General features: G+C 72.4%; 27 protein-coding genes and 3 pseudogenes. 15 read left to right on the top strand and 15 right to left on the bottom strand.

The window, feature by feature from the left end; genetic code table 11:
- Positions 1–157 precede the first annotated feature (157 nt).
- Both ACF1GV_RS16700 and ACF1GV_RS16695 read left to right on the top strand, forming a co-directional pair.
- A complete protein-coding gene (locus ACF1GV_RS16700; RefSeq protein ID WP_391681622.1) occupies positions 158–589 on the top strand; it encodes a TIGR03618 family F420-dependent PPOX class oxidoreductase in 432 nt (143 codons plus the stop codon).
- A gap of 141 nt (positions 590–730) precedes the next feature.
- Positions 731–1,216, top strand: coding sequence for a DUF6083 domain-containing protein (locus ACF1GV_RS16695; RefSeq protein WP_391680961.1), 486 nt, complete (start codon positions 731–733; stop codon positions 1,214–1,216).
- Between the two features lie 66 nt (positions 1,217–1,282).
- Here the strand turns inward: ACF1GV_RS16695 and ACF1GV_RS16690 are convergent.
- Positions 1,283–1,430: pseudogene (locus ACF1GV_RS16690) on the bottom strand (transcriptional regulator); the annotation flags it as partial.
- Here ACF1GV_RS16690 and ACF1GV_RS16685 point away from each other — a divergent pair.
- Positions 1,423–1,554 (top strand): annotated as a pseudogene (locus ACF1GV_RS16685) (lamin tail domain-containing protein); the annotation flags it as partial. The pseudogenes ACF1GV_RS16690 and ACF1GV_RS16685 sit on opposite strands and share 8 nt — an antisense overlap.
- A gap of 55 nt (positions 1,555–1,609) precedes the next feature.
- Here the strand turns inward: ACF1GV_RS16685 and ACF1GV_RS16680 are convergent.
- Both ACF1GV_RS16680 and ACF1GV_RS16675 read right to left on the bottom strand, forming a co-directional pair.
- Complete coding sequence (locus ACF1GV_RS16680) at positions 1,610–3,994, bottom strand: phosphoketolase (protein ID WP_391680958.1); 2,385 nt, start codon at positions 3,992–3,994, stop codon at positions 1,610–1,612.
- 255 nt (positions 3,995–4,249) lie between these two features.
- Positions 4,250–4,984, bottom strand: coding sequence for an SDR family oxidoreductase (locus tag ACF1GV_RS16675; protein WP_391680956.1), 735 nt, complete (start codon positions 4,982–4,984; stop codon positions 4,250–4,252).
- Between the two features lie 184 nt (positions 4,985–5,168).
- Between ACF1GV_RS16675 and ACF1GV_RS16670 the strand changes: the two genes are divergently transcribed.
- Positions 5,169–5,786, top strand: a complete 618-nt coding sequence (locus ACF1GV_RS16670) for a TetR/AcrR family transcriptional regulator C-terminal ligand-binding domain-containing protein (RefSeq protein ID WP_391680954.1) — start codon at positions 5,169–5,171, stop codon at positions 5,784–5,786.
- Positions 5,787–5,803: 17 nt separating this feature from the next.
- Here ACF1GV_RS16670 and ACF1GV_RS16665 read toward each other — a convergent pair whose 3' ends face one another.
- From ACF1GV_RS16665 to ACF1GV_RS16655, 3 genes are all read right to left on the bottom strand, one after another.
- Positions 5,804–6,652 carry a cytochrome c oxidase assembly protein gene (locus ACF1GV_RS16665; RefSeq protein WP_391680952.1) on the bottom strand — a complete coding sequence of 283 codons (849 nt, stop codon included), beginning with the start codon at positions 6,650–6,652 and terminating at the stop codon, positions 5,804–5,806.
- An 8-nt stretch (positions 6,653–6,660) separates the two neighbouring features.
- Positions 6,661–7,224 carry a DUF2243 domain-containing protein gene (locus ACF1GV_RS16660; RefSeq protein ID WP_391680949.1) on the bottom strand — a complete coding sequence of 188 codons (564 nt, stop codon included), beginning with the start codon at positions 7,222–7,224 and terminating at the stop codon, positions 6,661–6,663.
- A 174-nt stretch (positions 7,225–7,398) separates the two neighbouring features.
- A complete protein-coding gene (locus ACF1GV_RS16655; protein WP_391680947.1) occupies positions 7,399–8,616 on the bottom strand; it encodes an amidohydrolase family protein in 1,218 nt (405 codons plus the stop codon).
- 223 nt (positions 8,617–8,839) lie between these two features.
- On the opposite strand from ACF1GV_RS16655, the gene ACF1GV_RS16650 reads away from it, so the two are divergent.
- The 7 genes from ACF1GV_RS16650 to ACF1GV_RS16620 all read left to right on the top strand — a co-directional run bounded on the left by ACF1GV_RS16650 (position 8,840) and on the right by ACF1GV_RS16620 (position 15,603).
- Positions 8,840–9,616: a restriction endonuclease gene (locus tag ACF1GV_RS16650; RefSeq protein WP_391680944.1), complete on the top strand. Its 777-nt coding sequence runs from the start codon at positions 8,840–8,842 to the stop codon at positions 9,614–9,616.
- A gap of 116 nt (positions 9,617–9,732) precedes the next feature.
- Positions 9,733–10,860, top strand: coding sequence for a hypothetical protein (locus ACF1GV_RS16645; protein ID WP_391680942.1), 1,128 nt, complete (start codon positions 9,733–9,735; stop codon positions 10,858–10,860).
- Between the two features lie 292 nt (positions 10,861–11,152).
- Complete coding sequence (locus ACF1GV_RS16640) at positions 11,153–12,856, top strand: sensor histidine kinase (RefSeq protein WP_391680940.1); 1,704 nt, start codon at positions 11,153–11,155, stop codon at positions 12,854–12,856.
- A gap of 114 nt (positions 12,857–12,970) precedes the next feature.
- Positions 12,971–13,390 carry a roadblock/LC7 domain-containing protein gene (locus ACF1GV_RS16635; protein WP_391680938.1) on the top strand — a complete coding sequence of 140 codons (420 nt, stop codon included), beginning with the start codon at positions 12,971–12,973 and terminating at the stop codon, positions 13,388–13,390.
- Complete coding sequence (locus ACF1GV_RS16630) at positions 13,387–13,743, top strand: DUF742 domain-containing protein (RefSeq protein ID WP_391680936.1); 357 nt, start codon at positions 13,387–13,389, stop codon at positions 13,741–13,743. The genes ACF1GV_RS16635 and ACF1GV_RS16630 overlap by 4 nt, the downstream gene beginning before the upstream one ends.
- Entirely contained in the window at positions 13,724–14,341 is a 618-nt protein-coding gene (locus ACF1GV_RS16625; protein ID WP_363264281.1) for an ATP/GTP-binding protein, read from the top strand. The genes ACF1GV_RS16630 and ACF1GV_RS16625 overlap by 20 nt, the downstream gene beginning before the upstream one ends.
- Positions 14,338–15,603, top strand: a complete 1,266-nt coding sequence (locus ACF1GV_RS16620) for a cytochrome P450 (RefSeq protein ID WP_391680932.1) — start codon at positions 14,338–14,340, stop codon at positions 15,601–15,603. Before ACF1GV_RS16625 ends, ACF1GV_RS16620 begins: the two co-directional genes overlap by 4 nt.
- A gap of 203 nt (positions 15,604–15,806) precedes the next feature.
- Here the strand turns inward: ACF1GV_RS16620 and ACF1GV_RS16615 are convergent.
- A pseudogene (locus ACF1GV_RS16615) lies at positions 15,807–16,127 on the bottom strand (cytochrome P450); the annotation flags it as partial.
- A 437-nt stretch (positions 16,128–16,564) separates the two neighbouring features.
- Here ACF1GV_RS16615 and ACF1GV_RS16610 point away from each other — a divergent pair.
- Together ACF1GV_RS16610 and ACF1GV_RS16605 are read left to right on the top strand one after the other, a co-directional pair.
- Positions 16,565–16,921 (top strand): PRC-barrel domain-containing protein, encoded by a 357-nt coding sequence (locus ACF1GV_RS16610; protein WP_391680929.1) that lies wholly within the window; start codon positions 16,565–16,567, stop codon positions 16,919–16,921.
- Between the two features lie 28 nt (positions 16,922–16,949).
- Positions 16,950–17,123: a hypothetical protein gene (locus ACF1GV_RS16605; RefSeq protein WP_391680927.1), complete on the top strand. Its 174-nt coding sequence runs from the start codon at positions 16,950–16,952 to the stop codon at positions 17,121–17,123.
- A gap of 44 nt (positions 17,124–17,167) precedes the next feature.
- Here ACF1GV_RS16605 and ACF1GV_RS16600 read toward each other — a convergent pair whose 3' ends face one another.
- The 4 genes from ACF1GV_RS16600 to ACF1GV_RS16585 form a co-directional block, all read right to left on the bottom strand.
- Positions 17,168–17,512 carry a hypothetical protein gene (locus ACF1GV_RS16600; RefSeq protein ID WP_391680925.1) on the bottom strand — a complete coding sequence of 115 codons (345 nt, stop codon included), beginning with the start codon at positions 17,510–17,512 and terminating at the stop codon, positions 17,168–17,170.
- 170 nt (positions 17,513–17,682) lie between these two features.
- Positions 17,683–18,546: a hypothetical protein gene (locus ACF1GV_RS16595; RefSeq protein ID WP_391680923.1), complete on the bottom strand. Its 864-nt coding sequence runs from the start codon at positions 18,544–18,546 to the stop codon at positions 17,683–17,685.
- 173 nt (positions 18,547–18,719) lie between these two features.
- The gene (locus ACF1GV_RS16590) at positions 18,720–19,565 is read right to left on the bottom strand and encodes an RNA polymerase sigma factor SigF (RefSeq protein WP_391680920.1); all 846 of its coding nucleotides are present in this window, start codon (positions 19,563–19,565) and stop codon (positions 18,720–18,722) included.
- Between the two features lie 135 nt (positions 19,566–19,700).
- Entirely contained in the window at positions 19,701–19,847 is a 147-nt protein-coding gene (locus ACF1GV_RS16585; RefSeq protein WP_391680917.1) for a hypothetical protein, read from the bottom strand.
- Positions 19,848–20,131: 284 nt separating this feature from the next.
- On the opposite strand from ACF1GV_RS16585, the gene ACF1GV_RS16580 reads away from it, so the two are divergent.
- Positions 20,132–20,263, top strand: a complete 132-nt coding sequence (locus ACF1GV_RS16580; RefSeq protein ID WP_391680915.1) for a hypothetical protein — start codon at positions 20,132–20,134, stop codon at positions 20,261–20,263.
- A gap of 86 nt (positions 20,264–20,349) precedes the next feature.
- Positions 20,350–20,562, top strand: coding sequence for a helix-turn-helix domain-containing protein (locus ACF1GV_RS16575; RefSeq protein WP_391680912.1), 213 nt, complete (start codon positions 20,350–20,352; stop codon positions 20,560–20,562).
- A 74-nt stretch (positions 20,563–20,636) separates the two neighbouring features.
- On the opposite strand, the gene ACF1GV_RS16570 is transcribed toward ACF1GV_RS16575, so the two are convergent.
- From ACF1GV_RS16570 to ACF1GV_RS16555, 4 genes are all read right to left on the bottom strand, one after another.
- Positions 20,637–20,780, bottom strand: a complete 144-nt coding sequence (locus tag ACF1GV_RS16570; RefSeq protein WP_391680910.1) for a hypothetical protein — start codon at positions 20,778–20,780, stop codon at positions 20,637–20,639.
- 507 nt (positions 20,781–21,287) lie between these two features.
- The gene (locus tag ACF1GV_RS16565; RefSeq protein ID WP_391680908.1) at positions 21,288–22,877 is read right to left on the bottom strand and encodes an FAD-dependent oxidoreductase; all 1,590 of its coding nucleotides are present in this window, start codon (positions 22,875–22,877) and stop codon (positions 21,288–21,290) included.
- Positions 22,874–23,593 (bottom strand): class I SAM-dependent methyltransferase, encoded by a 720-nt coding sequence (locus ACF1GV_RS16560; RefSeq protein WP_391680906.1) that lies wholly within the window; start codon positions 23,591–23,593, stop codon positions 22,874–22,876. Before ACF1GV_RS16560 ends, ACF1GV_RS16565 begins: the two co-directional genes overlap by 4 nt.
- Positions 23,594–23,650: 57 nt before the next feature.
- Complete coding sequence (locus ACF1GV_RS16555; RefSeq protein ID WP_391681620.1) at positions 23,651–24,838, bottom strand: lycopene cyclase family protein; 1,188 nt, start codon at positions 24,836–24,838, stop codon at positions 23,651–23,653.
- Positions 24,839–25,032 lie beyond the last annotated feature (194 nt).

Here is a 25,032-nt window from a genome sequence, read left to right as displayed (position 1 = left end):
TGTACGGCTTCGCCGTCCCCGGAGTCGATTACCGCGCCCCCGCCGACACCGACGTCCCGTGGCCCGGTGCTGCCCGCTCACACCGGGCCCTGAAATGTTCGGCCGGGCCGATGGGTTGATCACGTCATGACTCAAGGACCCGCCCGCCCCTCGCCCGCTGTCCGACGAAGCCCTCTCCGCGCTGCTCGGCACCCAGCGCTTCGGCACGCTCGCCACCGTCAAGCGCAGCGGCCACCCCCATCTGACGACCATGCTGTACAGCTGGGACCCCGAGGCCCGTATCGCACGGTTCTCGACGACGGCCGATCGCATCAAGGTCGCGCACCTGCGACGCGACCCGCGTGCCGCGTTGCACGTGCAGGGCGGCGACGTGTGGTCGTTCGCCGTCGCCGAGGGAGAGGCGGAGGTCTCGCAGGCCACGGCCGTTCCCGGTGACGCCGTCGGCCGGGAACTGCTCGGCATGATCCCGCAGGACGCGCAGCCGGCGGATGAGCAGGCCTTTCTGGTGCAGCTGGTCGCGGAGCGCCGTGTGGTCGTCCGGTTGAAGGCGGACCGGCTGTACGGGACGGCGCTCGACATCAACGGCTAGGCGGGGTCGGTGGGTCGTCGCGCCGCAGCACACGACGGCCGGCGCGGCACCCGTACGACCCGGTGTGCCCCGCCCGCATGCTCCCGCTGCGCCCGGATTGCGCCCTGCTCTCGGTCGGGCGACCGGCCGCACGCTCAGGTCATGGGGGACGACACCGACAGCATCATCCCGTTACCAGGCCCGGACGGACAGCGGCAGCGGCCGCCGGGCACGCCCACGCCGTGGGAGAAGGCGGACCGCGCCCAGGCCGCCCGAGACGGCGCGACCGGACCTGAGCCACCCGCGCCTCCCCAGTGTCCTCACTGCGGTCTGGCCGGTGACCGTCTGCGCACCTACACGGGGCAGCACGTGCTCCTCGAACCCGGGCTCAGGATGCCGGCCCATCTCGTGCCCGGCGGGCACCGCTGGCACGTCGACGGCAACGGTGTCGCCTGGAACGGCGGCCTGGACGAGCCACGCCCGGGTGAGACCTGCCGGATCCCGCACCGACTGGCCTGCCCAGGGCTCACTTCGGACGAGATCGAGCCCTGGCGGTGGCTGGCGGCCGTACGCGACCGCAACGGGGCGTCGGCACGGCGGAAGGCTGACGCCGAAGGGTTTCGGGAACCGCTCATCGACACCGGCTGACACGGGGGAACGCGCAGAGCGGCGTCCCTCAGGTCGTCGCGTTGTAGGCGGACGCCGCCCACCGTGCACCATCAGGCCCTCGTCGTAGGCGCGGTGCGCCTGCCACCACAGGTTCACGAACGCCTGGGAGCCGGATCAGGTGCATCCAGTCGGTGCGGTACAGCTCCCTGTTGTAGTTCGACTCCCCCATCGTGGAGACGAACTTCGAGTACATATGGAACAACGACAAGGACACCATCTACCCGTACAAGCCGGGCGGCGCCCACGCCGACGTGCACTCCTACACCAAGAGCGCGAACGACCGCGACGGCAACGGCTACATCACGTACCACGGCTGAGCCACGCACAGCCTGGGAACGTCAGCCACCGGAGCGCCCCCGGCGCGTTCGGTGGTCAGGCGTCCCAGGCCCAGTCGGCGACCTCCGGGAGGTCGGTTCCGTGGACGCGGATCCAGTCGTGGTGGCGCAGCCGTGCGTCCTCCATGCGCTGCCGTACGGCCGCAGCGCGTACCGCGAGGCCGGGGACGCGGTCGATGACGTCCATGACGAGGCGGTAGCGGTCCAGGTCGTTGCGCACGACCATGTCGAACGGCGTGGTGGTCGTGCCGATCTCCTTGTACCCGCGCACATGGAGGTGCGGGTGGCCGGTGCGGCGGTAGGCGAGCCGGTGGATGAGCCACGGATAGCCGTGGTAGGCGAAGATGACGGGCTTGTCGGTGGTGAACAGCCCGTCGTACTCGAAGTCGCTCATGCCGTGGGGGTGTTCCTCGGCGGGCAGGAGCCGGGCGATGTCGACGACGTTGACCACCCGCACCGCCAGCTCGGGCAGATGCCGGCGCAGCAGTTGCGCCGCGGCCAGGACCTCCAGGGTCGGCACGTCGCCCGCGCAGGCCAGGACCACGTCCGGTTCGCGATCGCCGGCCTCGGTGCCGGCCCACTCCCAGATGCCTGCGCCGCGCGCGCAGTGCGTCTTCGCCTGTTCCATGGTGAGCCAGTCGAAGCACGGCTGCTTGCCGGCCACGATCACGTTGACGTAGTCGCGGCTGCGCAGCGCATGGTCGGCCACCGACAGCAGGGTGTTGGCATCCGGCGGGAAGTAGACACGGACCACCTCGGGGCTCTTGTTGAGGATGTGGTCCACGAAGCCGGGATCCTGGTGGGAGAAGCCGTTGTGGTCCTGGCGCCACACGTGCGAGGTGAGCAGGTAGTTGAGGGAGGCGATGGGGGCGCGCCAGGACAGGCGGCGGGTCACCCGGAGCCATTTGATGTGCTGGTTGACCATCGAGTCCACGATGTGCACGAACGCCTCGTAGCAGGAGAACAACCCGTGACGGCCCGTCAGGAGGTAGCCTTCCAGCCAGCCCTGGCAGGTGTGTTCGGAGAGGATCTCCATCACCCGGCCGTGCCGGTCGAGGTCTTCGTCCACGGGCAGCATCTGCGCCTGCCACGCCTTGCCGCTGGCGGCGTAGACGGCCTGCAGGCGGTTGGAGGCCGTCTCGTCGGGACCGACGAGCCTGAAGTCGCGTCGTTCGGCGGTGGCCGCCATCACGTCCTGCAGCATGTCGCCGAGGACACGGGTGGGTTCGTGCAGCGTGGCGCCGGGCTTGGCCACGTCCACGGCGTACTTCTCCGGCGCGGGCAACGGGAGTTCACGCAGCAGCAGCCCGCCGTTGGCGTGCGGGGTGGCGCCGAGGCGGCGGGAGCCGTCCGGGACGCAGGCCAGGACGTCCGGGTGGGGGCGTCCGTGCTCGTCGAAGAGTTCGTCGGGCCGGTAGGAACGCAGCCACTCCTCCAGCTGCCGCAGGTGCTGAGGGTTGTCGCGAACGGCGGCCAGCGGCACCTGGTGCGAGCGCCATGTGCCGGCCACCGGCAGGCCGTCGACCTCCGCCGGGCCGGTCCAGCCCTTCGGCGTGCGCAGCACGATCATCGGCCAGCGGGGGCGCTCGTCGGCGCCGTCCTCGCGTGCGGCCCGCTGGAGCGCGGTGATCCGGTCCAGGGCGGTGTCCATCGCCTCCGCCATCGCGCGGTGCACGGCCGCCGGGTCGTCACCGGTGACGTGCAGTGGGTCATGGCCGTAGCCGCGCAGCAGGTCGTCGAGCTCGCTCTCGGGCAGCCGGGCCAGCACCGTCGGGTTGGCGATTTTGTACCCGTTCAGGTGGAGGATCGGCAGGACGGCGCCGTCGTGCACGGGGTCGAGGAACTTGTTGGAGTGCCAGGACGCGGCGAGCGGGCCGGTCTCCGCCTCCCCGTCCCCGATGACGCAGGCCACGACCAGGTCGGGGTTGTCCAGAGCGGCACCGTAGGCGTGGGAGAGCGAGTAGCCGAGCTCACCGCCCTCGTGGATCGAGCCGGGCGTCTCGGGCGCGACGTGGCTGGGCACACCCCCGGGGAAGGAGAACTGCCGGAACAGCCGGGCCATGCCGGCCGCGTCCCGGGTGACGTCGGGATAGGTCTCGGTGTACGAGCCCTCCAGCCAGGAGTTCGCCAGCACCGCCGGTCCACCGTGCCCCGGCCCCCAGATGCACAGGGCGTTCAGATCGCGGGCCCGGACGACCCGGTTGAGATGGGTGTGGACGAGGTTGAGGCCGGGCGAGGTGCCCCAGTGGCCGAGCAGCCGCGGTTTGACGTGTTCCGGGCGCAGCCGCTCGGTCAGCAGGGGGTTGTCCATGAGGTAGATCTGACCGACGGCGAGGTAGTTCGCGGCGCGCCAGTGGGCGTCCAGTGCCCTCAGCTCCTCGTCGCCGAGCCGAGTGGGCGCCTGCCGGGTGTCGACGGACATGTCGGGTCCCTTCCGGATCTGGTGTCGGGCGGTGGTGTACCGGTCCGCACTCCCCCACCCTCCCGCGCGCGCCGGGTACCCGACAGGGCCTAACGGACCATACGGAGCAGTGGGCGTCCGCCGTCCGGTATGGCTCGGGCATGACGCGAGCCTCCGGCCGGCGTGCGCCACGCGGGCGCCTGCCGGCTCGACGAGGCGCACCGGGCCGAGAGGCGCTACGGCGTCGTCGAGCGACCGGGGCCGTGCACGGCGCCGTCAGGCGATGCCGCCGTTGGCGAAGAGGACCTGACCGTTGACCCAGCGGCCCGGGCCCGCCAGGAAGGCCACCGTCTCGGCGATGTCGGCGGGGGTGCCCAGCCGCTCCAGCGGGGCCTGCGCCGCCAGTCGCTGTACGGTCGCCTCGTCCTTGCCGTCGAGGAAGAGCGGCGTGGCCGTGGGTCCGGGGGCGACGGCGTTGACGGTGATGTCGCGTCCGCGCAGCTCACGGGCCAGGACGAGCGTCATCGCGTCGACGGCGCCCTTGCTCGCGGCGTAGGCGGCGTAACCGGGGGTGGCGAGGCGGGTGATGGAGGTGGAGAAGGTGATGATGGCACCTCCGGTCCGGACCCGGCGTGCGGCCTGCTGGGCGATGACGAAGGTGCCGCGGATGTTGGTGCGGTGCATGCGGTCCAGCGCGTCGAGGTCGAACTCGGCGACAGGTCCGAGGATCATCACCCCGGCGGTGTGGACGACCACGTCGACCCCGCCGAACTCCTTCTCGACCGTGTCGAACGCCTCGCTCATGGCGCTTTCGTCGGCGACGTCGCCGCGGACCGCGACGGCACGGCCGCCGTTCCGCTCGATGGCCTCGACGACTTCCTGCGCGGCGGCGGCGTTACCGGCGTAGTGGACGCCGACCGCCAGGCCGGCGGCGGCGAGGCGCTCGGCGACGGCGCGGCCGATGCCGCCGGACGCTCCGGTGACCAGCGCGACGCGTGTGACGTGGGACATGAAGATCCACCTCCTGAAGCGGACCCGCCTCATTAATGGACGGTACGTTCATTTAAGCAGATGGTGGACGCGCCGTCCATATGTCACAGTGAGTGTTCACCGTCAAAGGCGTCGACGGCTTGGAAGGCGTAGGCGACGTAGGAAGGCGCCGGAAGAGCTCGCCGGAGCAGTGGGAGGCAGCGCGATGCAGGAGCAGTCGGAACGCACGCCGGGCGCGGCGGTGCGGCGCGGGCGAGGCCGGCGGCCCGCGGACGAGGTGCGCGCCGACGCGCTCGCCGCGGCCGGGACCCTGCTGCTGCGCGAGGGCATGGCCGCCTTCACCATGGAACGGGTCGCGCAGGAGGCCGCCGTCAGCAAGACGACCCTCTACAAGTGGTGGCCCTCGCGCGGCACGCTCGCCCTCGACGGCTACTTCCACGCCGTGGAGTCCACCCTCGCCTTCCCCGACACCGGTGACATCGAAGCCGACCTGACCACGCAGGTGCGCGCCTTCGTCCGGCTGCTGACCGAGACGCCGGCCGGCCGGGTCATGGCCGAACTGATCGGCCAGGCGCAGACCGACCCCGACCTGTCCACAGCCCTCCTGGAGCACTACTCCGGTCCCCGTCGCGACCTGGCCGTGCAGGCCATCAGGCGCGCACAGCAACGCGGCCAGCTTCGCGCAGGCATCGACCCGCAGGTGCTGGTCGACCAGTTGTGGGGCGCCTGCTACCACCGTCTGCTGCTGCCCAACCTGCCCCTCACCGAGGACTTCGCGACGCAGCTGGTTCACAACCTCCTGCACGGCGTGGCGGACGGCTGAGCGGCCGCCGCCGGGCTTCACTGCACGGGACTGGGACCGACCGTTCCGGCCGGTCCCACGATGCCGCCCTCCGTCCGCCGTGCGGCACGCGGGGTGCGGCGCTCGGGTCGCCAGGTGGCCACCAGCGCGGCCGCCAGGAGGAGTTCGGCGATGTCACCGCCGTAGTACATGATCTCCGCGCCTTGCTGTACCTGGTCGATGGGGGCGTGGATGTCGACGAAGAAGCCGCCGTACATGGCCTGGGCGATCAGCGCGTGGGCGGCGATCGCGATGCCGAGGCAGACCAGCCGGGCGCGCACGCCGGGCCGCGCGGGCGCGGGGTCGGGGCCCGCGACGACGTAGGCGAAGAGGAACCCTGAGGCGAGGAAGTGCGCGTGCATCAGCCCGTGCCCGGCCGGATGGGCCATGGCGGTGTTGTACAGCGGCGTGAAGTACAGCAGCCCCAGCGAGCCGGTGCTCAGTGTCAGGGCCACGGCCGGATGCGCGAGCAGCCGAGCGGGCGGGCTGTGCAGGAGGGCCGTCACCTGCCGGGCCAGGGCCGGTGGCAGCGTGCGCAGCAGGAGGGTGACCGGAGCGGCCAGGACCAGCGCCGTCGGCGCGTACATGCCGATGAGCAGGTGCTGGGTCATATGGCCGCGGAAGTCGGTGTGCACGGCCGGCGCCAGCGGCGGCAGCAGGGCCACCGCGAGGAGGGCCGTTCCGGTGAGGAAGGAGAGCGTCCGCGTCCGGCTCCATCCCTGGGCCGGATTGCGGCGCCGGGCCCGCCGGACGGCGAGCAGGTACCCGGCCGCGGCGGCCAGCAGGACCAGGACGGTCAGGACGGTTGCCGGGCCACCGGTGCCGTCCTGGCCGGTTGCGGGGTCCATGTGGTGCATCAGGCCTGGCCTCCGGCCCGCTCGGCACCGGGCACGACGCCGGGCACGAAGGGGCGGCCGCTGCGCTGGAGGAGGTGGCCGCCGACGACGAGCGCCGCACCCAGCACGAGGAAGCCGGCGTCCCACCAGGCCTGGTGGGGGCCGCCGTGGACGTGGTGGATGCCGAGGATCTGATGGTCCAGCAGCCCTTCGACGAGGTTGAACAGGCCCCAGCCGACGAGGATCCAGCCCCACAGCACCCTCGAGGCCCATACGGCCCGCCGCTGGTGGGTGACGCGGGAGTAGAGCACGGCCAGGCCCAGCAGTACGGCCAGCCAGCACACGGTGTGGAAGACGCCGTCCCACACGGTGTTCATCTCCAGTCCGGAGACGGTGTGGGGGTCGTAGTACTTCACTCCGATGTGGTCGTGGTTGGTGCTGGTGAGCATGTGGTGCCACTGCAGGAGTTGGTGCAGCGCGATGCCGTCCACGAAGCCGCCGAGCCCGACGCCGAGGATGATCCCCGGCAGCCGGAGACTGCCCGGCGCCGCAACCGCCCGCTCTGCACCCGCTGTGGTGGCCATCGCCCGCTCTCCCTTCCGTCTGGGCACGGTTCCTTTCGGCACGCTTTCCCTCGGGCCCAGACTCCACCACTCCCGCCTGCGGCGCCTCCCCCGTTTCAGCCATGCGGAAGTGCAGCTTCACTTTCGGCCACACCGGCAAGGGGGCATCCCGCCAGGGAGCCGGTCAGCCGGTCGTCACGGCTCGGGAGAGATCCACGCTCCGCGGACCGCCACCGCGACCGGGTCGGCGAGGGCCGCCATGTCCCTGGCCGGGTCTGCGCGCACGACGAGCAGATCGGCGTCGAACCCCGGGCGGAGCCTGCCCTTGCGGTAGCCGACGCCACACGCGTCCGCCGCGAGCGACGTGGCGGTGGCGAGCGCGACGTCCGCGGGAATGCCCCCCGCGGTCAGTTCGGCGACGGCCGCGGGGAGGACACCGTGGGCCTTGGCGGCATTGATACCGCTGTCCGAGCCCGAGACGAGGCGGACGCCCGCGCGGTACATCCGAGCGGCCGCCTTCTGGCGCTGTTCGAAGCCGAGGCCGAAGCGGTCCATGATCGCCTGTACCTGCGGCGGCGGCACGCCCTCGGCCGTCTGGCCGAGCGTCAAACACACCGCCGTGTCCTGCCGGGCGAGGCGCTCCAGCAGCCCGTCCGTGATCAGGACGCCGTCGGCGGTCAGGCACGTGCAGTGCTCGATGCCGTCCACCCCGGCGTCCAGCGCCTGCTCCACGGCGGCGAGGGCGTGCGCGTGCACGGTCACCGGCAATCCCGCGGCGTGCGCGGCGTCCACGACCAGCCGCAGCTCCTCCAGGGTGAACTGGCAGCGCACCACGTCGGTGCCCGGCGTGTGCACTCCTCCGCTGCCCATCACCTTGACGACGTCGACGCCTCGTTCCACGCGCTCGCGCACCGCCGAGCGCAGCTGCTCCGGGCCCTCGGCGCCACCGCCCATGAACGCGCAGTGGCCGTCGGGAGTGGTGATCGGCGGCCCGGCGGCGACGATCGCGGGAGCCGGCACGCCCGGCGCGCCGGGGCCGCGGGCCAGGTCGCGACGGCGGACGACGGACCAGTCACGGTCGCCCAGGTCGCGCACCGTGGTGACACCCGCGGCGAGCTGGCGCCGCAGGGAGTCGTCGATGACCTCCTCCAGCCGGGCCGGCGAGTCGGTGGCCATCCGCTCCAGTGCCCCGTCGTCGCTGTCGGCTCCCAGATGGCAGTGCATGTCGATGAGCCCCGGCAGCAGCGTGGCGTCCGGGAACTCCACCAGCTCCCAGCCGTCCGGAACCGGTGCCTGCGCGGCTTCCACGCCGGCGATCAGCCCGTCCCGGACGAACACGGCCACACCGCCGGGCACCACGCGTTCGCCGTCGAAAGCACGCGCGGTGCGGATCACTCGGGGTGACACCTGCATGGGCACCTCCTGCGTGGCTCTTGCCGTTGAGCGTATCCACGGGGCGCACCCATCCGCCGAGCCGCGCCGCAGATCATGCCCGGAGGCCGACGGAATCCTTGCCCGCCAGGGCGGTTCGGCCGACGAAAAGCTGATGGTCATGTCATGTCGGCCGTGAACTCGCTGATCGCGGGCACCAGGCGGGAGTCGACCGCTTTTCTGCCAGGAGGGGGCCCGCACCGCCGTGACCACACCCGCACGCCGCATACGCCGCACCGGTCGGCGCCGGTTCGACCTGCGCGCCACGACCGTGTACTTCGGCCTTCTCGCCCTCGTCGTGTGCGCCCTCGGGTTCGCTGTCCGCACCGTGATCGAGGCCGTTCAGCGACGGCCGGTCTGGGAGGCCGCCCTGTGCCTCGTGGCCGTCTCGGCTCTCCTCGCCCTGCGTCACCGCAGGCGCCGCGCCACTGCCGCCCGCACCGCCCGGCGGGCCGCCGCGGCACTGGAGGCGGCGACGGACACGGCGCTGGAGGCGCTGGAGACACCTGCGGTGGAGTCACCGTTCGTGCCGCGGCAGGCCGGCGAGGCATTGCCTCCCGAACCGGTTGTCGACTACGACGCCCTCGACGCCGACGAGTTCGAACAGGCCGTGGCCGCGCTGTGCGAACGGGACGGGTGCACCGGGGTCGAAGTCGTCGGCGGTGCAGGCGATCTGGGCGCGGACGTGCTGGCCGTGACACCGGACGGACGGCGGATGGTCATCCAGTGCAAGCACTACAGCGACGAACACCGGGTCGGCTCCCAGGACCTGCAGCGGTTCGGCGGCACCTGCTACACCGTGCACGAGGCCGATGTCGCCGTCCTGGTGACCACGAGCGACTTCACCGCACCGGCCGCCGAGTACGCCGAACAGTGCGGCATCGTGTGCGTCGACCGTTCGGCGCTGCACGCGTGGAGCGACGGCGGAGCGGCGCCTTGGGCGGCGGGGAACACCGCCGGCAGCGACGACGTGACCTGCTGACCGGCCGGGCGCAGCCGCCGCGTCTCTCCCGTCGAACCCTTGGTTGAATACGCCCGGGACCAGAGCCGCGGGGCGAGTGCCTCGGGCGGGTCGTCTGGTCGGAACGGGGGATGTCCATGACGTACCGCCAAGCTGTGATACCGGCGACGGTGGGAGCGATCGTGCTCGTGGCACTGCTGTGGTGGGCCGGGGCCTGCACACAGGCGCTGGAACTCCAGGGCGCGAGCACGGTGATCGGTGGCCGGCCCGTCGCCGAGCTCCAGCGCTGGCTCGGTCCGTGGTCGTACGATCCGCCGGGCCTGGGACAGAGCACCGGCGCCGGGACGAGCGTGGACGGCGCCCGTTATCTGCGGCTGTACCACACCGGGGTGCAGATCCGGTTCGGCGCCTTGTTCGCCTTCTTCGTGGCGGGGGCGCTGCTGGTGATCCGCCGGTTGCCCCCGGCGCACGGCCGGACCCCGGTCTCGCTGGTCGCGGTGTGGGCGTGGGGCCCGGTGGCCGGAACCCTGGCGGTGACGGTCTCGGCGCCGTGGTTCATCGCCGCGCAGGGACACGGCAGTTACCGGTTCCTGCCGCAGCTCGCGAGCGTCATCTCCACCGGGCGGCAGATCGTGGTGGTGGGCGCGCTCGTCGCCGCGGCGGTGACCGTGCTGACCGCGCGCATCACGGCCAAGGACGCGGGCCCGCGGCCGTACGGCTCCGTGCCGGCGCCCGCCGTCCGCCTGGCCGCGACCGCGGGGACGGCCGTGGTCGCCTTCTCGGTGCTGGTCCTTTCGTACATGCCGGTCGCCGCCCGGATCCAGTCGATCTCGCCTCGCATCGGTCTGCTCTCCGAGCCGGGCGACCTGCTGCGCCAGTGGCTGCTGCTGAGCGCCTGGGCGGCTCCCGGTGGCTCACCGCTCGGCGACTGGCTGCTGAACCGCGCCGGTGATGTCCTCCTGCTCGGTGTGGTGTGGTGGTCGCTGCGCAGACTCCCCGCGCTCCTCACTCGGCTCACCGTCCCGGCGATGGCCTTGTGCTCGGTCTGCGCGACCTGTGTCGGCCTGCTGGTCGGCCAGGTGCTGCACGCCGTCACGGCCGGAGGGGACCCGGCGTATCTGGTGGCCGGTATCGGTGAGGGCATCCCGGCCGCCGTCACCTGCGGCGGGGCGGCGGGCGTCGTGGCCGCGGTGACGCTGCGCGTGGCTGCGGGGCGGGTGCGCGCGCCTGTCGAGGCCCCTGCCGACTCACGCCCGGCCGGCTGAGACCTGGTGCCGTGAAGGCCGCATACCACACGCGCAGGGGGCGGTGACTGTTTTTCGGTGAAGTGAACTCATGCGTGGGGCGGCCCCGTTACACGCATCCCGGCACCCCCACGGCGTGACTAACATGAGCGGCGCGCTTGATCCGGAAAGGTCCGGAAGGATCCGGAAAGGGTCCGGAAGGGTGCGGAAGGGTGCTGTCGCCCGGAGCACCCGGCCGGCCCGGCCACCGGATTCCGGCGATCGTCCCCGACGTGCCCGCACGTCCTGCTCGCACCGACCGAGGAACCGCGGAATGCCAGTGCCTCCCAGCCCCCGCCAGCGTCGATCCGCCGAAGGGGCACGCTCCTCGCCGGCTCTGGCCGCGGTGGCGCTGTCGGTGGCGGCCCTGGGGGTCGCCGTCGTAGCCGCCCTGGCTCCCGCCGCGGCGCGCGTGTGGGCGCTGGGCACGGCGATCACCGGATTCTGCTGCGTGGCGGCTGTCGCCGGCTGCGCCTCCCGGCTGCTGCTGCGCGCTCACCGGCAGGCCGCGGCCCGTGCCGACGAGGTCGAGCTGGCCAGGAAGAACGGGGCGCAGCACAGCGCCGGCTTCGCGCAGTTGGTCAACGTGACCCTGCCGGCCGTCATCAAGCAGCTGCAGAGCGGGGCGGGTGCGGACGAGGTTCTCTCCCATGTCGCCACGCCATCCGACCCGCTGCACAGCCGGCTGCTGCGCATGGTCGTCACCGAGCTCGCGGAAGCGGTCCGGCGGGGCGCCGACGCGAAGGCCTCGGTGCAGGCCGCGCACAGCGAACTGGCCCGGGGCGCGGCGGAATTCGAGCGGCTGACCGGCGAGACACTGCCCACCGCGATGGCACTGCTGCGCGAGGGAAGCTCCGCCGACACCGTCCTCGCCCGCTTCGACTGGCCGCAGAACCCCCTGCTGCAGGGGCCGGCCGAGTGGTTCGTCCGCCAACTCGCCTACAGTGAACGCCGTTCGGCCGCGGCCCAGGCCGCTTCCGCCAAGGCGCTCAGCCGGGTCCAGGCGAAGACGGTCAGCATGCTGGCGGCGCTGCGGGAGATGCAGGACCGGCACACCGGTGAGGTGTTCGGCGACCTGCTGCGCCTGGACCACAGCACCTCGCAGCTGGGGCTCCTGACCGACCGGCTGTCGCTGCTGATGGGCGGCCGTCCCAGCCGGGTTTGGAACAAGCCGATCGTCATGGAGAGCATCCTGCGCGGGGCCGTGGGCCGGATCGCCGCCTACCGGCGGGTGCGTCTGCACTCCTCCAGCAAGGCGGCCATCGCCGGCTTCGCGGCCGAGGGCGTGATGCACCTGCTGGCCGAACTCATGGACAACGCCGCCAACTTCTCCCCGCCCATCGACGAGGTCCACGTGTACGTGGAGGAGCGCAGCGCAGGTGTCGTCATCACCATTGAGGACAGCGGGCTGAAGATGTCCGACGCCGCCCTGCGCAGGGCGGAGGACGCGGTGTCGGGCCAGGTCACCGACCTGGCCTCGCTGCAGGGCACGCGGCTGGGTCTGGCGGTCGTCGGCCGCATCGCCGTCAAGTACGGCATCAGCGTCAACTACCGTCCGTCGTCCCGTGGGGGGACGGGCGTGGTCGTCCTCGTTCCGCCTCAACTGGTGGCTCACCAGCGCGAGCCGGTCGCGCCCCGGACGGTGGTTCCGGCCCCCGTGTCCGAGGCGGCCCTCCCGGTACGGGAGACGCGGGTCTCGTCACCGGAGGGCGTGTCCGGCCCGCGCGCGGACATCCCGCGGCACCGCGCCGCCACCCCCAACGGGCTGCCGGTCAGGTCGCCGGGGCGCACCATGGCGCAGGCGGAGCGGACGCGGGAGCAGCCGGCGCCGGAGGCGCCCGCGCCCGCGGACAGTGAGGGGCGGGTGGGACGCGATGCCGGAAGCCGGTTCGGTGCCTTCCATCGCGGGCGGCACGCCGGTGAATCCGCCGCCACGCCCACGCGCGGCCAGAAGCCCGACGCCACGGCCGACGACTAGGGTCGGGCCACGCACCTAGGGTGCAACTGCCCGACCCCGCACCGATTCACAGCACCTCGTTGGATTGGAGGAAGGGGCCGGACGACCGCCAGCCGGTCGCCCCGCCCACCCACCATGGAGACCACTGACAACAGCCTCACCTGGCTCCTGAAGTACCTCCTGGAGCGCACGCCGGGCACGCGCCACGCGCTCGTCCTCTCCCGGGACGGTCTGAAGCTGTGCTGGACGGAGCATCTGACGCTGGACCAGGCCGACCAGTTGGCCGCCATCTGCTCCGGCATCCAGGCCCTCGCCCAGGGCGCGTCCATGGAGTTCGGGGACGGATCGGGCGGCGTCCGGCACTCCATGACCGAGTTCCACGGAGGTCTGCTGTTCATCGTGCAGGCGGGTCGGGGCGCCCATCTCGCCGTCGTCGCCCGGGAGAGCGCCGATCCGGGCATCGTCGGGCACCAGATGACGGAGATGGTGGAGCAGATCGGCGAGCACCTGCGGGCGGAGCCGCGTGCCGCGGTCGCCCTGGGCACCACCGCGTGATGCACCACCCAGTGGACGTCGGCGATCCGGACCGGCTCTACACGGTCACGGGTGGCCGGAGCGAAGCGGACGAGAGCTTCGACCTGGTGACGCTGATCGTCAGCGAGTGCGAGCCGGCCGCCGGGATGCAGTCCGAGCATGCGCGGATCCTCGACCTGTGCCGGCACCCCACGGCGCTGGTCGAGATCGCGGCCGAGCTGAAACTGCCGATCACCGTCGTACGGATCCTGCTCGGCGATCTCCACGGCAACGGCCGGATCGGCGTCCGGCACCCGCGCGCGGCATCGTCCGTCGCGTCCCTCCCCGAAACCGCACTGCTCCAGGAGGTGCTCCATGGGCTCCGCAACCTCTGAGCTGCCCTCCCAGCGCACGCCGCTGGCCGATGGCGCCGACACCGGACTGAAGATCGTGGTGGTGGGCGGGTTCGGGGTCGGCAAGACCACCTTGGTGCGGTCGGTCAGCGAGATCCGGCCGCTGAGCACCGAGGAGTTGATGACGCAGGCGGGGCGGGGCGTCGACGAGACCGCCGGGGTGGAGCAGAAGAACACCACGACCGTCGCGTTCGACTTCGGGCGCATCACGCTCAACGAGCGGATGGTGCTGTACCTGTTCGGCGCGCCCGGGCAGGAGCGGTTCTGGTTCCTGTGGGAGCGGCTGTTCGCCGGCACGCTGGGTGCGGTGATCCTGGTCGACACCCGTCGTATGGAGGAGTCCTGGTACGCGATAGACCGGCTCGAACACCACAACACGCCTTTTGTGGTGGCCGTCAACCGCTTCGACGGTGACGAGAACCGCTTCTCGCTCGAGGAGATCCGGCAGGCCCTCGCCCTGAACGGGGACGTGCCGATGGTCGACTGCGACGCGCGGGTCAGGTCCTCCGGCAAGGAGGTTCTCATCACCTTGGTGGACCATCTGTACGCATTGGCCCTGTCCCAGGAGAGAACACCGTGAGCGACTCCACCGGCTCCCCGCCCGTCGGCGCGCCCGCATCCGGCTGCCCCGCGCACGCCTCCGCCGTGCGGCTGGGCGGCCTGGAGTACCAGCAGACCCCCGCGCAGCTGTACCGCACGCTGCGCCAGGAGCACGGGGCGGTGGCGCCCGTGCTGCTCGACGGCGGCATCCCGGCCTGGTTCGTCCTCGGCTACCCCGAGGTCTGCTATGTGACCAGCCACGACGAGTTGTTCGCGCGGGACTCCAGGCGCTGGAACCAGTGGCCCCGCATCCCCGACGACTGGCCGCTGTTGCCGTTCGTCGGCTACCAGCCGTCGGTTCTGTTCGCCGAGGGGCCGGAGCACCAGCGGCGCGCCGGTGTGATCACCCAGGCGCTCGAGGGCGTGGACCAGTTCGAGCTGGCCCGGGAGTGCCAGTCGATCGCCGAGCAGTTGATCGCGGGGTTCGCGGGCAGCGGCCAGGCCGAGCTGATGAGCATGTACGCCCACGTCCTGCCGGCCCGCGGCGTGCTGTGGATGTGTGGTGTGGAGCAGGGCAGCGCGGACACCGAACAGCTCGTCGACGATCTGCGGATCTCGCTCGACGCCGGTGAGGGCGACGATCCGGTCGCGGCGTTTGTGCGGGTGGGTGAGCGTCTGGCCCGGCTGGTGAAGGAGAAGCGGGAGCGTCCGGGGCCCGACGTCGTCTCCCGCATGCTGCTGCATCCGGCCGGGCTCGGTGACGAGGAGATCGCGCAGGATCTGATCTCCGTGATCGCCGCGGCCCAGCAGCCGACCGCCAACTGGATCTGCAACACCCTGCGGCTGCTGCTGACGGACGAGCGCTTCGCGGTGAACGTCTCGGGCGGGCGGGTCAGTGTCGGCGACGCGCTGAACGAGGTGCTGTGGCTGGACACGCCGATGCAGGCGTTCATCGGCCGGTGGGCGGTGCGCGACACTCAGCTCGGCGGACGCCTCATCCGCGAGGGCGACTGCCTCGTCCTGGGCCTCGCCGCGGCCAACACCGATCCTCAGATCTGGCCCGAGGCGCATGTGGGCCAGGAGAACTCCGCGCACCTGTCCTTCAGCAGCGGCGAGCACCGCTGCCCCTACCCGGCCCCGCTGCTGGCGGATGTGATGGCGCGTACGGCGGTGGAGACGCTGCTGGAGCATCTGCCGGACCTGGTGCTGGCGGTGGACGCCAAGGAGCTGACCTGGCGTCCGTCGATCTGGATGCGCGGGCTGACGTCCCTGCCGGTCCGGTTCACTCCGTCGGCCCGCTAGCCGGGAAGGTCGCGGGCGGGGGCATCGCGGGGCGGAGGCGTCGCGGGCGGAGGGATCGGCGTGTCCCGTCCGCCCGCCGAACGTGTGGTGCGCGCCCTCAGGTGGTGACCGGAGTGAAGCGCACCCGCAGCGACTGCCGACTGCCGCGTGATCATGTGGACGTGCGGGGTGTGGCGCAGTGTCTCGGCGAAGGCCGCGGCGATCAGGGCCAGCATGTCGGCGATGACGTCGACCGGGAAGCGGGTCGCATAATCGGCGACGAGGTCGGCCGAGCCGGTGTGCCGGAGGGCGTCGATGAGTTCGCGCGAGTTGCGTTCGATGACGGGCAGGAACTTCTCCCGCAGATCGCTGGCGCGGAAGGCGGGCGCGACGAGGGCGCGTCACACGGCGTGCTCACGACCGCGGAGGATCGTCCTTCCGTGCACCGGTTCCAGCTGCCAGGTGTAGTTGTCGGTCGTGAACCGGCCCTGCTTGTCCTTGAAGTCGCGTGCGACGTCCCCGTACCGGGAAATGACCGGCGACCTCGGGCGAGAGGATGTCGGGCACCTGCTGGGCGGTGGACACGGGCTTCCTCCGGCCTGGCCGAAGTTGAGCGGGCGATCAGCGGACGGCGGCGGGCCGTGTCGCCCCGCGTGCGAAAGCCCCGGCCGGCTCGGGGGAAAGCCGGCCGGGGCGGCCAGGGGCGGGGCGGAGGGCCGTCGCCTCTCGGCGAGTGGCCTCGTGGGGCTTCAGCCGAACGATCCTCCCCACGGGCGATGAGTGAGGCCCGGGGACACTGTCCCCTCCGCACCCGCATCAAGTTGAACGGTCAACCTGATGGATTTCTTTCCGCGACGGGGTGTGAGACGCACCACTCGGTGGTACCGGCATGGAGTCGGTTCACCCCAGTGCCCCGACCGCACCCCGCCATGGGCGGACGCCGGGGCAAAATGAATAAGGGGCCTGCAACGGGAGGCCGGACATGTTCGAGGCGGACGACATCCGCAACTGGCGTGGACACGACGTCGTCGACGCGGAGAAGCGCAAGATCGGAGCGCTGGAGTCGGTCTATGTGGACACGTCGACCGACCAGCCGTTCTTCGCGACCGTCACCGTGGGCCTGCCCACGCGCCGGCGCCTGGTGTTCGTTCCGCTCACCGGCGCCACTGTAGGACCTGGTTACCTCAAGGTCGCCCACTCCAAGAACGTGATCAAGAAGGCTCCGTCCATCGATGTCGACGGAGTGCTCACAGCCGAGGACGAACCCTCCGTCTTCGCCCACTACGAAATCGAGTACATCCCCGGAGTCGGCGGCGAACGGCGTCTGGCCCGTCGCTGATCGACCCGCCCCGAATCGGGAGGACAGGATGAGCCTGTTCCTGCTGCTGATCATCGTGGCCGTGATCCTGGGCATCGTCGGGGCGGTCGTCCACGGCCTGCTCTACCTGCTGATCATCGGCATCATCGTCCTGCTGGCGGACCTCGTCTACGGAGTCATGCGGTTCCGCCGTGGGGGCCGCCGCCACCGCCGTATGCGCTGACGCGCCGACACCCCGCGGCAGGGACGCCGGCACATCCGCGGAGGTCAGGCGGCGCTGCTGCGGGGCGTCCTGCGGGCGCAGGCGGTGTCGTGGTCGGCGCCGAGCGACGTCCACCAACGCTCGCAGCAGGCGGCCGAGAGTTCCCGCTGGGCGAGCGCCTCGGCGACCTCCGCGCGCCGCCCCCCGCGCCCGGCGTCCCGCTCGCGCCTGGTGCCGCGCACGCCCGCGACGGTGGAGCGGACGACGCCGGCCAGCACCGTGACGGCCGCGGCGGCCATGATCGCGCTGCTCCACGTCGCCGCGGCGCCCCAGGTGCGGACGGTGCAGCAGACCAGCCACGCTCCGACAGCTGCGTGCGCAGCGGCGAGTATGCGGCTTCCTCGGCTCATGGAGATCCTCCCCTGGCGGCGTGAGTCGGCAGTGTCGCGGATGCCCCCGATCGGCCGGATCAAGCGATCGCCCCGGGGATCGGTTCACGGATGATCAGAGGCACGTGCCGGACGGCCTGGCCGTACGCACGCCATCGCGCCTCGGGCCACCGCGCTCACGCCGGCGGGCGTCAGCCGCGCGGTGTGCCGCCGTCCTGCGGAGCGCGATCGGTCAGGTCGGTCACCTGTGCGGCGGGCGGCGCCTCGACGTCGACGTCCGTGCCGAAGTCCGAGTACTCCAGAACCGTGTCGATCCTCAGCTGCTGCGGTGCCGCGCTCTGCCCGGAGGCGGCGGCGGACGCCGGGATCGGCGTCCTGACGGCCGTTTCGATCTGCTGACGCCGGATCCTGCCGTCGTCGTCGAGCCAGAGCTGCATGGGCACGGTCGGGCCCAGCTGCCCGCGCAGGTGCGCCCCGTCCGGCAGGGCGGCCACGTCGACGTTGACCCGGTAGCGGGTGGTGGCCACGCCGCCGACCGTTTCCCGGCCGGCCTTGCTCACCCCCCGGTCCGTGACCGCCTTGGCGAACGCGGCGGACCGGGCCGGGTCGCCGATCCCGTGGGTGCCCAGACCCTGTTGCGAGGCCAGCCGCTTGAGGTCGACCCGCACCCAGGGCTTGCCGGCCGGTGTACGGGCGCCCGGTACCTTCTGATAGAGGATCTGGTCCACCACACGCTGCTCGACCGGACGGCCCTGGGCGGTCACCGTCAGGGCGCTGTCGCCGTCCTTGAGGTCGACGACGCCGCGTCCGTCGGAGACGGCCGTCTGGCCGTCCGCCATGGCCCTCACCCGCACCGTCAGCTTCGCCGTGTCGGCCTGAGCCGTCCTGTCGTAGGCGGCGCGCACCGCCGCGGTGCCCTGCTCCCGTGCGGCGCCGGACCGACCTGCCCTTCCTGGCGTGTCGGACCCGTCGTCGCTTCCGCAGCCGGCCAGGACACCGCCTAACGCGGCTGTGGCCACCATGAGCGCACCGGACTTCGTCCACGCGTTCCGCATGATTCCCTGCCCCCTCTCGACCGGTGGCGGCTGCCGGCGAGCCGCCGTCATGTCGTCCCGATTGCCCCGGATTCATCCGAACACGCCGTGCGAGGGGGAGAGTTGGGGGACGAAGGCGGGGCGGGAGCGCCGGCGGCGGACGCCGGCACTCCCGCCCGGGGCTCAGCCGTTTCTCAGTGGGTGACCGCCATCTGCGACCGCAGGCCGGCGACGATGCGGGAGATCAGCCGGGAGACGTGCATCTGGGAGATGTTCAGCCGCTCCCCGATCTGCGCCTGGGTCAGCTCCTCGACGAACCGCAGATGGAGGATCAGCCGGTCGCGCTCCCCGAGTTCGGCGATGAGCGGGGCCAGCGTGAGGAAGTTCTCGACGAGTTCGAAAGCCGGGTCCTCCACGCCGATGACCTCGGCCAGCGCGGTCTCGTGGTCGTCCGGATCCTGGCTGATGCTCGCGTCGAGGGAGGCGGAGGTGAATCCGTTCGCGGCGATCTGCGCCTCGACTACCTCGTCCTCGCTGAGGTTCATCAACGCCGCCAGCTCGGCGACCCGGGGTGCGCGGCCGAGCCGGGTGTGGAGTTCCTCTGTGGCCTTGGCCAGTTCGGCACGGGCCTCCTGCAGACGGCGCGGAACGTGCACGGCCCAGGAGGTGTCTCGGAAGAACCGCTTGATCTCGCCGACGATGTACGGCACCGCGAAGCTCGTGAACTGCACCTCGCGGGAGATCTCGAACCGGTCGATGGCCTTGATCAGCCCGATGACGCCGACCTGGACGACGTCCTCCATCGTCTGGCCGTTCCCGCTGCGGAACCGGCCGGCCGCGTAGCGCACCAGCGACATGTTCATCTCGATGAGCGTGTTGCGGGCGTACTGGTACTCGGCGGTGCCCTCCTCGAGCACCGCGAGCCGTTCGAGGAACAGCTGGGTGAGGGTGCGGGCGTCCTGAGGGGCGATCTTCTGCGGGTCGGTGATCTGCGGCAGTGGTCTGCCGGTGTCCGTCGTCGTGCCGACGCGCGTCGCCATCTCGAGCCCTCCCTCGTCGTGCCGGCCCGCTCCGTACCCCCGGGCCGTCCTTGTCCGGCCGTTACCCGGCGTTGCGCGAGTCATGCCCCCAGCGTACGGCAAACGTGACCGCCATCACTCCCGGGCGCGTCCGCGTCACCGGCGGGAGCGGAACCGTTCGAAGAGGCGCCGGGCCTGGGCGCGCCGGCGCGGGTCGGCGGCCTGCCGCCGTATCTGCTCCATCGTGCGGCGCCCCTGCGGGCTGCGCGCGAACTCCTTGATGCGTTCCAGTACACCGGCCATGACACTCCTTGTCGCCCGTCGTCCGTCGTCCGTCGGGTCGTGGGACCGCAGGCGGTCCCCGGGATCGTAGGGCTCGTCTACCCGCCCGCCGCTCGTTCAGCCGGGCGCCACCGGGGCTTGCCGACCGTGCGGCGGGTAGGCGGCGGGCCGACCAGCAGCGTGCCGTGCCGTCACGCGCGCGTGGCCGTGTGCCGCCGCACCACGCGCGTGACGGTCCTGCAGTGGACCGACCGGCACCGACACCCACGCGCCGCAGCAGCCGAGCACTCCCCCGGAGCCCTTCGATGACCCACACCGCACAGAACGGCGCGCTGAACGTCCGTTGCCGCAATGGCGTCAAGGCGGACGCGGTGGACACCCTGCGCCGGCTCGTCGCCTCGCACGCGCCCTGGCTGCGGATCCTGTACGCGTCCTGACCGGGTCCGGACGCGGGATCGGCGACATGGATCGCGGCGACGCGGGCAACCGGTGATCACGTTCGAGGTCGCGAGAGGAGATCTTCGTGGACAAGCGGAAGTGGATCACGGGTGCGGCGCGCAAGCAGCTGGCCGAGGTACTGAAGAAGGAGTACGAGGAGGGCCGCTCGATCCGCGCGATAGCGGAGGCCCATGGACGCTCGTACGGCTTCGTGCACCGCGTGCTTCGTGAAGCGGACGTGCCGCTGAGGACCCGGGGCGGCGATGTGCGCGCCCACGCCGCCCGGTCGGCGGGCTGAGAGCCGCCGGCCACGCCGACGGGCCGAGGCAGCCGGCCCGGCCCGTGGTCCGAACCAGACGAGCAGCCGCACGTTCATCCGAACCACACGACCAGTCGCACGTTGTCGTCTCCGTGTACGCCGGCGAGGTCGCCCATCGCTCCCCAGAGCCGGTCCCACGGCTTCTCGTCCGGCGGCGCGCGCATCCGGGTCGTGAGGACGACGGGGCGGTACACCACGCCCCCAGCCGTACCTCGCCGCCCGGCGGCCACTCGCAGGGAGGAGCAGGATGTGGCCGCCGAAGGTGTCGGCCGCCGCGTCGCCCAGGTCGGGCGTGGCCCGGACGACGTCGTGGAACACGAGTCCGTGCTCGCCCTCCCTCCACTCGGCGGCCCAGTACCAGGCGGGCCCGTACGTGACCGGAGCGTCCCGGTCGGCCGCCCTCACGTCGGCCCAGGTGGCATGGGTGTGTCCCTGCCGGCAGTCACCGACGGCGCTCTCCCGTACCACGTCGGAGAGGTCGTCCGGCAGTCCGCGGTGCGCGAAGAGCGGTCTGTCGATGCTCTCGGAACCGCGGACGCCGAAGAGACACCCCCACGCTCGCCGTCCCGTCCCAGCCGAAAATCGAGCACATCGGCCTCGACCCGCCAGCCGTGCCCGTGCGCGCGGCACTCGATCACTCCGTCGATGTCTGTTCCCACCGGAGCGGACCTCACAAGACGTCGCCCGACGGTCAGGCGCCTGCCTCACCCGCTCACCCACCGCGCCAGGCTCCGCAGCACCGCGTTGCGGCCTCGGTCCGGAACCGTCCAGAGCGTCTGGCCCCGCAGACCCCACTGCCGCAGCAGGGCGTTGGCGGCCTGGAAGCCGGTCGTCGCCGCTCGCTCCATCAGCGCCACCGGGAGGTCGGTGCATACCAGGTCCCCGGCCACGGTCAGACGTGGGTCCGGGGTGCGCACGGTGGGGCGGTCGCGGTAGCCGCCCACCGGGAACAGGGGGCAGTCCTCGCGCCACTCGTGGCGGCTGTCGACGACCCTGGCCGCGCATGTCTCCGGGTAGACACGGTGCAGTTGCTCGACGAGGCGCTTCTCCTCGACGTCGCGGGGCGAGTGCGGCCGTACCGCGTAGGCGTGGAGTTCCACCACCGATCCTGCGGTGCGTGCGGCCCAGCGGGCGGCCTCGTCCTCCCAGCGTTCCAGGACGCTGATGTTGTCGAGGGTGCCGAATCCGCTGGTGCCGAGGAAGCCCGGCCGATCGGCGGCGACGGGCCGGTCCAGCCACAGGCGGGTGACCAGGAACGGCGGCGCGGTGCGCAGTCCCGCGATCCGCTCGCGCCAGGGGGCGTCGCCCAGCCGCTCCGAGCGGGCGACGAGGGAGCGCAGTCCGGCGGTGTCCAGGGCGAGGACGACGCCGTCGTGATGGGTTTCGTCCTCGTCGGTGGTGACCCGGTGGCCGCCGTCGCGCGTCGGTTCCACGTGGTCGACGGATGTGTCCGTGCGCACCACGGCACCATGCCCCTCAAGGTAGGCGGCCAGCGGGTTCCACAGGGCGGCCGGGAAGGGCGCGCGCGGCACGTCGAACAGCAGGCCCTCGGCGGAGCCGAGGAAGTAGATGTGGAACATCAGCGCCAGCTCGGCCGCCGACAGCTGCCGCGGGTCGGCGAAGAAGCTTCGGGAGAACACCTCGAAGGCCAGGTGGCGTGCCTGGTCCGGGAAACGGACGGCGTCCAGGAAGTCATGGGCGCTGATGTCGTCGAGCCGGGTGTACACGTCGGGCACGCGCACGTCGAACAGGGGCAGCGCCGCGACCGGGTCCAGGGCCCTCAGGTCGCGCAGCCCGAAGGACGGGCTGAGCAGGGCGAAGCCGAGCGCGCTGAACGGCGGGGTGCGCGGGACGCGGCGGAAGCCGTCCCGCGCCCCGCCGGCGTGCAGCAGCGGGTAGTCCGGCAGGCCGGCGAGCCGCTCCAGCGCGGGATCGGTACGGCGCAGCAGACCGCGCAGGTTGTAGTACTGCCGGAAGAAGGCGTGGAATCCCCGGCTCATCGTCACCGGAGTGCCGTCCGGCAGGCGGGTGGGCCAGCCCCCGACGCGGCCGCCGAGATAAGGCTGCCGCTCGTACAGGGTGACGGCCACGCCGCGCTCGGCCAGTGCCGTGGCCGCTGCCAGCCCGGCGATGCCGCCGCCCACGACCGCGACGCTGGGGCGGGCGCCGTCGGCGCGCCGCCTTCCCTCGGGGCCGGGCAGGACGCGGGCCCGCCGGTCCCGCCCGCGACGGGCGCCGGCCGATGCCCGACGCCCGTCCGCCGTCCCGTCCGTCGTCCGGCGTTCCCCGGTCATCGCGTGCCCTCCGGGCGGCGCGCGACGAAGGTGTGGGCGATGCCCGTCTGCCAGCCCGGCAGCGGCAGGGCCCGCACATGGTCGAAGCCGGCCGTGCGCAGCCGGTCAGCGAAGCGGTCGGCGGTGTCGAAGTCGACGACGCTGCGCCACAGGTGACGGTAGAGGGCGCCGTCGCCGAGGACCCTGCCCGCGGGCTGGACGACTCCGCGGCACACCAGGGTCCACACCGCGCGGTCCACGGCCCGCCCGCTGAGGGTGTACTCGTGCACGCCGAGCCGTCCACCGGGCGCCAGCAGCTCGCGCACGGCGGCCAGCACGGTGTCGGGATCGTCGACGTTGCGCAGCAGGTACGCGGCGAAGACCGCGTCGAACGGTCCTGTGACGCCCGCCTCGGCCAGCCGTGCCACCGGGGCGTGCACGAAGGTCACGCCGTCCGCCCACGGTTTGGCGGCGGCCCGCTCCAGCATGCCGGCGGAGGCGTCGACGGCCGTGATGTGCGCGGCCGGCAGGGCGGAGCGCAGCGCGGCGGTCGAGGCGCCGGTGCCGCAGCCGAGGTCGAGCAGGCGCAGTCCTTCGCCGTGCCCGGGCAGGCCGAGCCGGCGCACCGAGCGCCGCAGGTGGGCGTGGTAGCCGGGGTTGGCGGCGACCAGCGCGTCGTAGCTGCGCGAGGCGTGGTCGAAGGCGGCGGCGAGGTCCTCGTCGCGCAGCAGGGTCATGCGGTCTCCAGGGGCCGAAGGGGAAAAGGGAAAGGAGAGGGGGCGGCTGTCGGGGCATCAGTCGAAGGGGCGGCGGGGCAAGGACGGCAGTTCCAGCGCCGAGTGGAGCATCGGGCGGATCGGGGTGCGCAGGCCGATGGCGAGGTCCTCGTGCAGGCGGGTGTCCCCGTCGAGGAAGCGCAGCAGCCGGGCCATGGGGACCCGGGCGAAGAGGCCGCTGAACAGGGCGGGTCCGTCGACCCGGCCGCTGGCGAGGGCGCGCAGAAGTACGGCGTCCATGGCCCGGGAGCGCACGGAGTGGGCGGGCGGGGGCAGCGGGCGGCGCCCTTCGCGCAGCGCCGCGGCGACGGCCCGCGTCTGGCGTTGCAGGCCGGCGAAGGTGTACCCGGTGGCGGGGCGGGTGGCGCCCCCGGCGGCGCCGATGCGGAACACGGACGCTCCGGTCTGCCGGGCGATCGGGGCGTCCGTCATCGGGATGACGCCGGTCTCGGTGGCGAGGACCTCCCTCTCGCCCAGGCGCAGGACGTCGTCGGCGTAGTGCCGTACCGCCGCGTCGTAGCCGTGCGCGGTCAGGGTCCGCGGTGAGAACTCGGTGTACTCGACGAGCGCCTCGTGCGGTCCGGTGGGCAGGACGTAGCCGAAGGACAGGCCGTCGGCGGGCTGTGGGGTGCGGAAGTCCATGAGCTCGGCGACGCCGGGGTCGAAGAGCGGCCTGGAGGTGCGGACGAAGACGCCGTGGAAGTGCTGGAGGAGGGTGGTGCGCGCGGCCGGCAGGCTGCCGAGCGGGCGGGAGTCGAGGACCCAGCGGGTGTGCAGGACGCGATGGGTTCCGCCTGCCTCCCGCAGGTGCACGCGGGCGCCGCCGGTGACGTCCTCCACCGTCTCCACGGTGGCTTCGAGCCGGCGCACGTTGGGGCTGTGCGCGAGGTCCCGGCCGACCAGGTCCTCGAAGTCGTCGGAGCGGATCATCTTGTAGCGCAGTGGCGCGAGTCCGTCCTCGATCGGGGCGCCCGCGGGCGGACGCACCCGCAGCCGCTCCCAGTACGCCGTCACCGCGGCGTCGAAGCGGCCCCGGCCGCGCTCCCAGAAGCACCAGGTGCGGCTCGGCGGGCGCAGCGGGCCGGGCGGGGCGTCCAGCAGGATCACCGACGGCGTCCGCGACCGGGGCGCATGCCCGCTCAGTCGGTGGGCCAGTGACAGCCCCGCGGCCCCGGCACCGACCACCGCCACCTCTGCCTCCAGCACCACGCCTCCTCCTCGACCCGTCCCGCTCGCCGCGCGCCTGCAGGTCTTCGCCCGCTCTGCCCCGCCTGCCGGTGTTCCCGCCCGTGTGCCCGAACGGATGCGGGTCACTCGTGTGCGGCGGTCCGCCGTTCCCTTGGCGAAAGGGCGGGGAAAGGACATCGCGCGACGGTCGGCGCACACGTTGCCGGCCGCTG

Origin of the sequence: Streptomyces sp. NPDC014006, assembly GCF_043088925.1 — a bacterium.
Taxonomy (GTDB): Bacteria; Actinomycetota; Actinomycetes; order Streptomycetales; family Streptomycetaceae; genus Streptomyces.
Note: the sequence above shows the minus strand (reverse complement) of the source record. Positions and strands in the feature narration are given on the sequence as shown.